This is a genomic window from Roseomonas mucosa ATCC BAA-692 (assembly GCF_000622225.1).
In the GTDB taxonomy this organism is placed as follows: Bacteria; Pseudomonadota; Alphaproteobacteria; order Acetobacterales; family Acetobacteraceae; genus Roseomonas; species Roseomonas mucosa.
Window position 1 is genome coordinate 1 of record NZ_JHWD01000022.1, and the last position, 11644, is coordinate 11644.

Genomic DNA, 11644 nt, shown 5'->3' on the forward strand with positions numbered 1-11644 from the left:
TCGGCGACATATCCTGACAGTCCAGCCCCAATCTGACTTCCGACGCCAATTTTTAGGACGCGCATCATGCCGCCAACTCCTCGGGCTGGGGTTGCTGGGCGTGCATCCAGTCGGCTGCGGCCTGTGCCTTGCTGGCGGCGGTGAAGATGGCGCGAGGGTCGTCCTTCAGCACGCGCAACCACGATGCGACGTATGCGGCATGATCGGCGCGCGGATGGTGGGCGATCCCGAGGTCGGCGAGCACGAACGAAGCTGTCAGTTCGGCGCAGATCTCCTCGATCGCCAGACTGTCCCGCTTGAAACGTTCGGCAAAGTTGCGATCGAGCCGGTGCTTTGCCCCTGTGGCGTGGGCCGCCTCATGCAAAAGCGTGCCCATCTGTGCTGATGCATCCCGAAACGAGGCAAAGGTCGGCATGAAGATGTGATCGAGGTCGATCCGGTAGTGCGCATCGTAGGCGCCCTCGGTGATCGGGATCTTGAGGGCCGCGACGAAAGCTTCGGCGTGCCCGAACCGCTCGCCCTCGGGTAGAACTGCGACAGGAGCGGGCTCATAGCCCTCGACCTGTGCGAGGTTGAACACGGTGAAGGCCCGGGCGAACATGCGGCCGGGGTCGGCTTCGCCGTCGTCATGATCATCATCGGCGCGCGATGCGGCCTGCTTCCAGAACACGACGGTGGTTCCGCGCTCACCCTTGCGGACCTGTCCGCCAAGAGCTGCCCACTGGCGATAGGTCCCCCAAAGACCACTGGAATAGCTGCTGGCTTCGGCGGCAATCCAGAGCGCCAGCACATTGACACCGCGATAGCGACGGCGGGAGGTGACGTTCTGCGGCCTCGTCGTGGCAGCGCCATCATGGTGCCAGGGCATGCGCCAATTGCCGGCACCGGCTTCGATGGCAGAGACAATCTCGGTGGTGATGCGCGAATAGACGTCGGCTCGCGGCGTCGCAGGGTGGGATCGGGACATGGCGGGTCTCCACGACGAGCGGAGGGAAACTCTCTTCCGCTCCTTCAGCCCGTCACCCGAAAACCGGCCTCCTCTCCCTCTCCCGCCACACCGGTCCGAGGTGTGGCGGCACCGGGCGCGATCTGTTCGAGGACACGCTCAATCCTTGCCACCTCGGCCTGAAGCGTTACCCGCTGCGGTTCTGGAAGCCGCTTCTCGCGCAGCAACAGCCGCGCCTCGTCAGCTCCGCGCTGCCAGGCCGGGCGATGCCGTTCGGCAATGCAGGCATTGGGGCAGCGGACCGGCTCGCACATGGCGATCATTGGTCCGGTCGCACCCGGTTCCGAAATGCGGTTGAGGCACAGGGCAGTTGCCGGATCAAAGAAGCAATCGGCCAGCGGGCCGACATGCAATGTCCGCGCGAGACTGCCGAGCATCGTCCGTAGGCGTGGCCGGTCGGCAATCATGGCGGGTAGCGGCGCCAACTCGTGGGCGGCAGTATCGAGTGCGGCTCCGATCCTGTTCGCGGCAGGTCCGCCAAGGCGCGCACCACCTTGCCGATCGTCGAAGTAGACGAGGATATCGTCGATCTGGCCAAGCGCGCGCTGGGCTTCGATCTCTCCCCGAAATCCGGACCGGCTGCTGCCGGCATAGCCTTCGAACGCCGCAACGCTGGCGTGCTTGTACTGGATCATGCCGGCAATCGTCCCAAAGGGCCGGTTGGCGATGTGCCAGGCAATGGTCCGGCGAAACTGGCGTGTGGTCAGACGCCAGGGCGCGCCATTGGGGCCGGCAGGAATGATCGGTGCCTGCGCCGTTCCGAACCGGTCGTTGAGATGATCGCGAAACCGGTTGAGTTGCCGGACGATCTCGGCAGAAACGTGCGTCTTGGTGTTAGCCCGAAGCGTGAGGACCGGCCACAAGGTCGTTGTCCCGCGCGCTTGCCCCGCCCGCGCGGAAAGCCGTTCGAGGACGGCAATGGCTTCGGCGACCGGTGCGATAGTGACCCACTCGGTCTCCTCGCCGCAGCCGCGCTTGCCCTTGTAGGCGGTGGACTTGATGCGATGCCGCAAGATCGCACCGTCTTCTGCTCTGGTGATGGACAGGCATCCCCGCTTCATCGCCTGGATCTCGCTGTCCCGCATGCCTGAGAGATAGGCACAAACGACGTAGGCCGCCGACTGCAGCATGACCTCTTCGAGAGCCAGTACCTTGGCATCGAAGCGGGTGCGCCAAGGCAGGCCAGTATCGAGATCGGCGGAAATGGGCGTATCCATCCCGCCGATCTCGGTGCCGAGTTCTGCGATGGCGGCGGCGATGAGGTCCGGCGCCCCGGTGGTCAGGCCAAGGTGCATGGCAGGTTCGACCTGCGCGTCGATGCCGGCGTGAAGGTGGATCAGATGATAGTTGATCGGCGGCGTGACTTTGCCGCTTTGCGGATCTGTCCGCGTTGTGCCGTTGTGTGCGGTGGTCCAGATCGGGATCCCGCGCCCTTGTCGCCGCAAGGCGGCAATATAGGTGTTGAGGCGTTGGCGTTGCCGCGACCGTCGATCCGTATGATCAAGACCCGCCTCAGCGGAAACCAGACGGTTGCGCTTTGCTTCAAGGCGATCGAGTTCCGCCCGTGAGGCGAGGATATCTCCTGCGTAGTAGTTCACATAGCGCAGCGACCAGGCGAGCAGCGGCGTTATGATCGCTTCCGGAATGCGCGGCGTCCGGTTCTCTCCGGCGACGTACTTTGCTCCCGCCACCGAGAAAGGGCTGCGCCCCGGCCACGGTTCAAAGGAGAGGCGCGCAGTCGGCAGATGGTGCCGCAACTCATGCAGGTCGAAGACTATCCGCAGCAGCGCTGCCGCCGCAACCGGACGCAGTCCGGCAAGGCGCAAAGAGCGGGCGTAGCGATCAGCCAACGACTGATCGACCCGGCCAAGATCGAAATGACCCAGCTGAGCCTTCACGAAGTCGAAAAAACGCAAGATCCGGTTGGCCTCGCCGCGCACCCCCGCCGGCTCAAGCCGTGAACGGTGGCCGGGTAGATCGACATTGAGACGCGCATGAAGAATCTGGCGCAGGGCATCGGCGATGGAAGGGTCTTGGATAACGGCGAAATGTACCGTGACATGGCACCGCCGGGCATTCTCGCGAAACACGCCGGGAGCCAGATCCCAGACCGGATCGCCATATCGCGAGATATGCGCGCGATCGACCCCAGGGCGGAGCGGTGCGGAGATGAGCACCGGGAGGGCGTCACGTTCATTGCAGCTGTCGGCCAGAAGCTGGAGAGCGGTCATGCGCGGGCCTCGGGTGGCAGGTAAACCATGGGAGGTTCGGCCGCGACCTGCGCCCGGGCCCTTGCCACGACATCGTCGCCGAAGGCGGGCAGGATCTGCTGAACAATGCGGTCACGGGCATGGCCGAACTTGGCTGCCCAATCGGCTGCGCTCAGGCCGGCTCGCTGATCATCGACAAAGGAGAGGAACGCGAGGATGGCGGGTAGCTTGCGCGCGGTGATGACCGCGTTGCGACAATCGAGGCAACCCCAGAACGGCGTTGGGCACGCGGTACCGGCAGATGCAAAGGGACTGGAATAGAAGTTGCCGCAGCTGGCAAGCCAGACGTCCTGTTCGCCGTCGAGAAGTGCGCGCGAGACGCCTTCATCATCCGGAGTAGGGCTCGCCAACTCGCCGCGCAGTCGCTCCTCGTCGGGAGGAGGAAGTGCCCTGGGACCGGGCAGCGCCGCTTCGAGGGCGTCCGCCACGGCCTGCTCGTGCAGCGGTCTGAGCGCCGGAATATCGGCGTAGTGCCGTGCCGCGATCTCGGCGGTATGGCCGACGGCGAAGCGGGCCATGTGCCCTTCGGTCTTCAGGTACCACAAGGCCTTGTGCGTCTTGCGCAGGTGCGAAAGGCGCAGATAGAGCGGTCGGCCGGCGTCATCGACAATGCCGTGACGCTGCGTCCAGGCGTCGATCGTCATGCGCGGATGGCGAATACCAGCGGTGATCTCGCCGTGCTGATAATAGACCCACAGGCAATCGCTGGCATGATGTACCCGCGCCTTGGCCGTAAGCGCGATAATGCGCCGGATCAGGCCGCCCGGTGTTGTCGAGGCGCCGTCCCTGACCCGGATGGTCTTGTGTTCGGCACCATGGGCGCGAAGCTTGGTGTATGCGATCTCCACCGTCCCGCCCGAAGCGTTGCGCAGGCAATCGATGGTGAGAGTCTTGCAGCACTCGAGTTCGAGGCCGGTCTCGAGCGAAAAAAGGACCAGTAGCGGCACGACATCGGCGGATGTGAGGTAATGGGCACCATGCAGCGCCATGGCGAAATCCGGGCTGACGATGCTCCGGTTCCAGCGTCTGGCGTAAAGCGCCATCCACTCGGCATCGCGATGCTTCAGGGTACCGCGAGCCTCTATCGCTAGGTGCGCCTTGTGGGCGGCCACCTCAAGATCCGGCACGTCGTCATAGCGTGGGCCGGCCCGCAAGCGCGCCTCGATGCCGACAAGATCGGTGCGCGCCGCTTCGCGTAGCTGGCGGGCAACGAACGGACTGTACGCGTCACGAGGGCGAGACCGGGCATAGGGATGCGAACTCACGTAGCGAAGCCGATCGCGGAGCCCCGGGTCAAAGAGATCCGGTTGATCGACGGCGACCCGGCGCAGGATGGAAACGATCTTGGCGACATAGGTCGGCGCGTGCACTCGCGACTTGCCTTGTGCGGCGAGCCATCTCTCGAATCCATCGATATGGTGGGTACGAAGGTCTGCCGGGCCGTTGATCCGATCGCCTGTCCCGGCAAGATAGGCAAAGAAGCTCGGCAACTGCGTGACGTATGTCTTGATCGACGAACGCACCATGATGGGGCCGCGCGGGGCGACCAGCATGAACAGGCCCCGTGCAAAGGCGAGAGCCAGGCCACGGGGCCGGAAGCTGGTGAAATCCACGAGCAACTCACCGCCGTATGGCGGATCGATCATGAAGCGCAGCGTGCTGATCTGCGACCATGGATCGGCCTCGGGCGCAGTCGCCGAGGCCTCGAAACTGACCTTGCGTCCTTTGCGTGGAGCAGCGGTCATGATGGAAGATAGCCCGGTACGAGTGCCAACAGCTCTTCGACCGCCGCATCAACGGTATCGGCACGCGTGGCGAGGTGATCGAGATAGATCGAGGTCGTGGCGAGGCTTGAATGACCGAGCAATCGCTGAACCTGCTGAAGCGGATCGCCGACCAACTGGCGATAACCATCCATGGTGCCCACCGGTGCCGCCGCCTCGGCAAGGCGGCGCTGGATCAGCATCGCCAGCATGTGGACCGCAAAGGAATGCCGGAGTTGATGGGGGCTGACCCGGACCGGGATGCCGGCATCCGTGCAGCGGCGGCTCGCCCGCGCGAAGATCGCTTCCCACGAGTTGGGGAGCACCGGTTGCCCGACCTCGGTCAGCCAGAGCACCGCTGCTTCGCAGGGCGTTCCGTCGTCATCGCAAATGACGAGCCTGGCGCGTTCATCCGGTGTGACGACCTCCATGTCCATCGTGCCACCGCCAACGAGATGCAATGCGCTCGGCCCGAATGAGGGGCAGTGGATGAAGATCGGGCGGTCGATGGCTTCCCAGCCACGGCGTCTTGCGAACTTGGCGACGGCTTCGGCTCGCTCAACGGCGATATAGGCGTCAAACACCGGCAACAAACGGCGCGGCAGCAACATGCTACGCCCCCTGTCCCCCTTGGTGAGTGCCGCCGGAAGCTCTACCCGCCGCTGCCGTTCCGCGCGGGCATCGCCAACCGGAATCTGGGCAGTGAGCAGGTGGGATGCCTCTTCGAGGCGCAGGCCGGTGGTGACCAGCAGATCGGCGAACAGCGCGTTGCGCGCGCCATTCCGGTCACGTGCTCCAGGACGCTCGGTCCCTTCTATGGTCAGGCCGCGCAATCCGACCTCTCGGAAGGCGCGGTAATCGGTGAGATCGATGAAGCGGACATCGGACCGACGGGCCGCGCGTTCATAGGCGTCGTTGCGGCCCGTGACGGCCGCTCGACGCCCTCCGTGCGAACTTCGCCAGACCTGACGGTGGGTAAATGGTGTGCGCTCGATCAGGCCCTCCCGCTCGGCCCATCGGTAAAGCTTGTCGAGCGAGGCAATCGCCCGGTTCCACGTCGACGCCGAAACCCGAAACTCAGCATCGCTGCGCCGCCGGGCACGATGATAGGCACTGACATCATCGGTATCGGCTTGCCAGACAGACTTGCCGCGCGCGGAGGCGAGGAAGCGAACCCAGACCAGAACATCATAGCCGTGAGCGCGCAGCGAATGGCGCGAACGCGCCCCGTTCAACGGCAGATCGAGGAAGTAGCGGTCGAGGTCTGGATCGTAGATCTCTCCACCTTGCAGGATCATTGGGATGTAGGAGTCCAGGCCATCCGCCGCCCGGCGTTCCTGAATGACGATCGACGTGTCTGAAGTATCCACAGCTTGCCAGTCCCTCCCCCGGACCCCCTCCCGAATCCAGATCGCACACCTTGCGCGCCTGCGGGACGGTGGCCATCAGGCCGGACTACGCCAGCTTATGGATAGCGCTTCATCCGGCCTGATGACCCCCTGCGTTGTGCCAAGAACATACCGTTCAATGGTGCGTCAGGCACGGTGCAGACTGTCCAGATAAGGCGACCAATTCCTCGAACGCGTATTTCTTGGTGCCGAAGCCGCCGGTCAGGTCGCGGCCCACTCGGCTCGAGTGACCAGTCGCGTGTCCGAGTTCATGCAGGGCCGTGCGGTGCCAGTTGATCGGCTCGAAATAGGCTTGTGGCGGAGGGACCTGCACATAGTCGAGCGCAGGCACGTAGAACGCCCGATCACCGGCGATGCGAAAGTCTATGCCTGAGGCGCGGATCAGCGCTTCGACCTGTGGTTCGATCATCTCCTGCGGCGGCGGGGGCGCATTGACCGTGACGTCCTCCGGCAGGCCCTCGCACTGGGCTGCGTTGAAGACGGTGAAGCGCTTGAGGAACGGGATCGCCTGCGCGTCCTCACCGCTCTCGCGGGCGCGGCGCTTCTCGCCTTCTGGCGTGAAGCGGTCCGCATATACGACGGTCGTACCGCGCGCGCCCTTGCGGACATTGCCGCCGAGCGAGAGTGCTTGACGGAAGGTGAGCCAGCTTTGACCCGGAAAGCCGTGTTCGACCACTGCGCCCCAAAGGATCAGGATGTTGATGCCCGAATAGTGCCGGCCGGTGGAAGCGTTTTTCGGCATGGCAAGCGGGGCCTTCGCGGCCGTCGTTCCCCACGGTTGGACCCAAGGCACGCGCCCGGCCTCCAACTCGGCGACGATCTTGTCAGTGATCTCGTCGTAAAGGCTGGCACGGTCTTGGCCTGGGCGTGGCGAAGCAGTTCGTCTGGACATCTCAGATCTCCGCGACGGGCGCCGGAAGCCTCTCTCCCAGCCCTAAACCCGTCACGGCAATCCGGTCCGCACTCTCACTCTCAGGGGGCGTTGCGGGGTCTCCCCGCAGAAGGGGTCGGCAGAGACCTTGGGCTCGGCCGCAGGGGAAGGCCTTCCCCCCTCGTAGGATAATGAAATGTTTATCGTGTTCAGAGGTCAGCCGTTAAGCAAACTGCGATTACCATCAGCGTTGGCGAAGTGTGTTCCTGGGTGACCCGTCGTTGCTGCGCTTTCAGAACGAAATTCTACGGATGATCGCGAACGGTGAGCCGCTCTTCGACACGATGCGGCAACTTTGCTTGCGGGTCGAAAAGACATGGCCCGGTGTGCTCTGTTCGGTGTTCGCCATCGATCGAACCGGCGTCATGCGACCGTTAGCGGCACCGAGCTTCCCGGAAGCCTATAGCCAGGCGCATGACGGGGTTGCGATCGGGCCCGACACCGATGCACCCGGGCGAGCCGCGTCTTCGCGCAAGCCAGTGCTCCTGGAGGAACTCGCGTCCGACCCTCGCGCCTCCCCTAGTGCGGCGATCATTCATGGACTTGGCGTATCGGCGTGTTGGTCACTGCCTGTGCTTGGGGCAGCGGGCGATACTCTAGCGGTGATGAACCTCTATTTTCACGGCGCGCGTCAGGTCGCGGATGTCGAGCGAGAGGTGGCTGAAGCCTGCGTGGAGCTCTGCGAGACAGCCTTCCGCAGACACGAGAGTACGCTCGATCGGGATCGTCGAGCGAATGTCGATGCACTGACCGGTCTGGCCAACAGGGCAGCCTATAACGGCGCGATGGCCCAGCTTCGCTGCGACGATGTCGGGTCGTGGGCACTGTTCATCATCGACCTCGACAACCTCAAGATCGTCAACGACACGTTCGGGCATCTGGCGGGTGACGCTCTGATCCGTGCCGCGTCGGCGCGTATCGCTCGCGCGATGGCGCCGGACGTCACCTATCGGATAGGAGGCGACGAATTCGCGGTCATCCTCCAACAGCCGGCAAATGTCGCCGACCTGAATGCTGCGGCCGAACGCGTATTCGACGAGCTTGAGGTGGCGGCGGACTGCGACGGACACACCGTCGTACCTCGCGCGACCATCGGCGGCGCGACATTGAGCAAGACCGAACGCACGGCGACGAGCGTCGGAGAAGCGGCCGATTTTGCGCTCTACCATGCGAAGGAGACAGGCCGTGGCGGCTTCGTTCGCTACTGGCCTGGCATCGGCTCGCGGATTACGAGCCGGCGCGCCGCGATCCGTGATGTCTCGGAAGCCTTGGCCGAAAATCGTATCGAGGCGCACTACCAGCCGATCCTGAGGCTGGACACCGGCCTCATCGTGGGGCTCGAAGCCCTGTGCCGACTGCGATCGCGAAGCGGCGATCTTCTTCCTGCCGGCTCTTTCCAGGAAGCAACGACTGACGCTCATGTCGCCTCCGAGTTGACGGCCCGCATGATGGCGATTGTCGCTGCCGACATAGGTCATTGGCAAAACGCGGGACTGCTCGTCGAGCAGGTCAGCCTGAACGTGTCGACAGCGGATTTCTACACAGGCAGCCTCGCCAAGAAGGTCTCCGAGACCTTCTCAAAAGCCGGCATCGGGCTGAACAAGATCGTGTTGGAGATAAGCGAGGACGTCTATCTCGGGCGGAATGATCGCGTCGTAGCGCGGGAGATCGAGGTGTTGCGTGCGGCCGGGGTGCGCGTCGCCCTCGACGACTTCGGCACGGGCTACGCCTCGCTGACGCATCTGGTGAATGTGCCGGTCGATATCATCAAGATCGACCGGGCATTCGTCGCCCGGCTGTGGCCTGACGATCCGAGCACCATCATCGTGGAAGGGTTAATCGAGATCGCCCGCCGTCTCGGCGTCGCAGTGGTCGCAGTCGGCATCGAGACCGAGGTTCAGGCGAGTCAGCTTTGGGCGATGGGCTGTGGGCTTGGTCAGGGCTACGCATTCGCATACCCCGCCGATCGCGATGCGACGGGCACGTTGCTCTACCGGCATGCAGCGTCCGGCGCCGGAACGTCTCCTCTCTATGCCGATCGACCATTGTCTCGTCCGAATGGGCGCGTTTCGAAGCGCCGTACTTCGGTGGCGTAAGAGGCGCGCCAGAAACACTTATTCCCGCGGAAGCGTAACTCCTGAAAAGAGGGTTGCGGCGAGCTCTCGCCGTCTTGGTCGATCGAAACGACACGACTCTTGCAATGCCGCCTCCAGCGTGCAAATTTGCACGATCAATGCAGGAGCGCACGATGCCCGATGATGTTGCCCCACCCCTTCGCTACTTCAAGACCGGAGATTCCGTTCACGTAAGGGCTCAGCAGGTCTGGCTGATCCTGGTGTCTACAGTCATGTCGTCCGCGCGCAATCCGCGTCGCCCGACCGTCATCACCTACGGCGATCTTGCCGAGGCCATGGGGATGGATCGCCGGGCCGGTATCACGCTCAACCGGCAACTTGGAGTGGTCGGCGACATTTGTGTGGCCAATGACCTGCCGGCGCTGAACTGCATCGTCATCAATGACCGGCTCAACGCACCCGGAGATCATGTCGTCACGCGCCGGGGGCGGACGTGGCAGCAGGAACAAGCAGACGCCATGACGACTGACTGGTTTGCTGTAAGGGTGCCGACCACCGGGACGCTGCGTAAAATCCGCTCGGCGGCAGTGGCGGAATAGCGAATGAAGCTCTTCGCCACGAGAGTATGGGGTTTTGGCTTCGCGCGGCTGCCTCTTGCGACCTTCGGCGTCAAAGGCAATCTCGGGCGGCTGCTGACCCTGGCAAAGCGCGGCGACCGGCTGGTGTTCGTGGGAACACAGACGGAGCGGACCGCACCGGAGCATCAGGGCCGCATCCTGGGGATGGCTGAGATAGGATTCGAGCCCTTGCGCACGCTCGATCTCGTCGAGCGCGAGGCGCTCGATCCGAGGGACTTCGACGCTGCCGGCAACTTCAAGTTTCCGCATGCCGTCGCGACCACTCGCGTCTGGCAGTTCGAACCCGCGCCAGTCTTGACCCAGCTGTTGTCTCGACAACTGACGATGGTTGCAACCGCAGGCGTGGAGGAGATCGACGATCCAGCCGATGTCGCCGCTGTCCTCGCACTGAACGCCGTTGAGATCGATTTGCCCCCGCTGCCGGTTCTCGCACGGATGCGGCGCCTGAATGACGCGCTTAGGAACACCACCGGTCCGCGCCCCACCGATGCCAGCTATAACGTCGATCGCTCAGGCACGGACGGCGAGGCCTGGGCTTATGCATTGCAGTTTGGCAGCCGCAACGTTTGGAAGATCGGGTGGGCCGACGACATCGACGAACGCTGCGCCGCCGTAAATCAGCACATTCCCATTGAACTCGGCGGACTGGAGCAATGGACTGTGAAATTCCGACAGCGGATGAAGAACCGCGAAGCCGCCTACAAGATGGAGCAACGCGTCCTCACGTTGCTGGATGCGAAGCGCAAGGGCTTTGAGCGCGTGCATTGCGCCCAAGCCGATTTGCAATCGGTTTGGGCTCGCGCCTTTCTCGACATCGTCCAGGAGGACTGATGGATCTGTCCTACTGGATGCGGCAACGCACCGACATCATCCGGCTGTTCTATGACAAAGGCCGCGTGCCCTTCGAGCAGTTGAAGCGGGATATCGAGGAAGAGGTCCGGCCATGGGAGCCACCTTACTTCAATCCGGAAACCGACGACCCGGAGCCACCGTTCCTCGCCGAATGGATGCAGGCGGACCAAACTCGCGAACTGGTCGGGATGGTCGCGGTATCGCTGCTCGTCGATACGTTGAGCCTCTACTTCGCCGAGCTTGAGCGCGAGATCGGCATCGCCTTTGTTGACCCGAAAGAACGTGTAGCCTTGTTCAAACTAGGGAAGGTCGAGGCCTATCGCCAGATCATCGAGCATGTGATGGGCGAGACGTTCAGCATGTGCCCCGTCAGGTTCGACGTCATCGAACAGGTGATCCTGGCCCGTAACGACTTCGCCCATGGCCAGGATTTCGTCTCGTTCCAAACCACGCACAATGAACGAACGGTCGAGAAGCATCCGAACCCGTTCTTCACGAATCCCGCAGAGCCTGTCGACGAGGAGGACCTGGGGGGATGGCGACGCCTCACGATCGAAGTCAGTCGGGAAAAGCTGATGGCGGCCATCGACGAGGTGGAGAAGTTGGCTGACTGGGTGCATCGGAACGACGAAGCCGTATGGGAGTGGCGAGCTCGGACGGTGGCCGCGAAGGCCAGAGATTGACGACTCAGTGCCAAGTC

At 63.5% G+C, this 11644-nt stretch carries 9 protein-coding genes; 4 read left to right on the plus strand and 5 right to left on the minus strand.

Annotated features, from left to right (window positions below):
* Positions 1–64: 64 nt before the first annotated feature.
* The 5 genes from BT98_RS0116195 to BT98_RS24710 all read right to left on the minus strand — a co-directional run bounded on the left by BT98_RS0116195 (position 65) and on the right by BT98_RS24710 (position 7340).
* Complete coding sequence (locus BT98_RS0116195) at positions 65–967, minus strand: ArdC family protein (RefSeq protein ID WP_027297282.1); 903 nt, start codon at positions 965–967, stop codon at positions 65–67.
* 44 nt (positions 968–1011) lie between these two features.
* A complete protein-coding gene (locus tag BT98_RS0116200) occupies positions 1012–3237 on the minus strand; it encodes a site-specific integrase (protein ID WP_027297283.1) in 2226 nt (741 codons plus the stop codon).
* Positions 3234–5021 carry a hypothetical protein gene (locus tag BT98_RS0116205; protein WP_027297284.1) on the minus strand — a complete coding sequence of 596 codons (1788 nt, stop codon included), beginning with the start codon at positions 5019–5021 and terminating at the stop codon, positions 3234–3236. Before BT98_RS0116205 ends, BT98_RS0116200 begins: the two co-directional genes overlap by 4 nt.
* Positions 5018–6409, minus strand: a complete 1392-nt coding sequence (locus BT98_RS0116210; protein WP_027297285.1) for a tyrosine-type recombinase/integrase — start codon at positions 6407–6409, stop codon at positions 5018–5020. Before BT98_RS0116210 ends, BT98_RS0116205 begins: the two co-directional genes overlap by 4 nt.
* Positions 6410–6563: 154 nt before the next feature.
* The gene (locus BT98_RS24710; protein WP_081798625.1) at positions 6564–7340 is read right to left on the minus strand and encodes an ArdC family protein; all 777 of its coding nucleotides are present in this window, start codon (positions 7338–7340) and stop codon (positions 6564–6566) included.
* 260 nt (positions 7341–7600) lie between these two features.
* Between BT98_RS24710 and BT98_RS24715 the strand changes: the two genes are divergently transcribed.
* From BT98_RS24715 to BT98_RS0116235, 4 genes are all read left to right on the plus strand, one after another.
* Complete coding sequence (locus BT98_RS24715) at positions 7601–9475, plus strand: bifunctional diguanylate cyclase/phosphodiesterase (protein ID WP_072492860.1); 1875 nt, start codon at positions 7601–7603, stop codon at positions 9473–9475.
* Positions 9476–9627: 152 nt separating this feature from the next.
* Positions 9628–10053, plus strand: a complete 426-nt coding sequence (locus tag BT98_RS0116225; protein WP_027297286.1) for a hypothetical protein — start codon at positions 9628–9630, stop codon at positions 10051–10053.
* Between the two features lie 3 nt (positions 10054–10056).
* On the plus strand, positions 10057–10923 hold the full coding sequence (locus tag BT98_RS0116230) for a GIY-YIG nuclease family protein (protein ID WP_027297287.1): 867 nt from the start codon (positions 10057–10059) through the stop codon (positions 10921–10923).
* Positions 10923–11627 carry a hypothetical protein gene (locus BT98_RS0116235; protein WP_027297288.1) on the plus strand — a complete coding sequence of 235 codons (705 nt, stop codon included), beginning with the start codon at positions 10923–10925 and terminating at the stop codon, positions 11625–11627. Before BT98_RS0116230 ends, BT98_RS0116235 begins: the two co-directional genes overlap by 1 nt.
* The last annotated feature ends 17 nt before the right edge of the window (positions 11628–11644 follow it).

Excerpts from the sequence above, each read along its gene's own strand:
- BT98_RS0116195 (WP_027297282.1), bottom strand. The coding sequence starts at position 967 with ATGTCCCGATCCCACCCTGCGACGCCGCGAGCCGACGTCTATTCGCGC.
- BT98_RS0116200 (WP_027297283.1), bottom strand. The coding sequence starts at position 3,237 with ATGACCGCTCTCCAGCTTCTGGCCGACAGCTGCAATGAACGTGACGCC.
- BT98_RS0116205 (WP_027297284.1), bottom strand. The coding sequence starts at position 5,021 with ATGACCGCTGCTCCACGCAAAGGACGCAAGGTCAGTTTCGAGGCCTCG.
- BT98_RS24710 (WP_081798625.1), bottom strand. The coding sequence starts at position 7,340 with ATGTCCAGACGAACTGCTTCGCCACGCCCAGGCCAAGACCGTGCCAGC.
- BT98_RS0116225 (WP_027297286.1), top strand. The coding sequence starts at position 9,628 with ATGCCCGATGATGTTGCCCCACCCCTTCGCTACTTCAAGACCGGAGAT.
- BT98_RS0116230 (WP_027297287.1), top strand. The coding sequence starts at position 10,057 with ATGAAGCTCTTCGCCACGAGAGTATGGGGTTTTGGCTTCGCGCGGCTG.
- BT98_RS0116235 (WP_027297288.1), top strand. The coding sequence starts at position 10,923 with ATGGATCTGTCCTACTGGATGCGGCAACGCACCGACATCATCCGGCTG.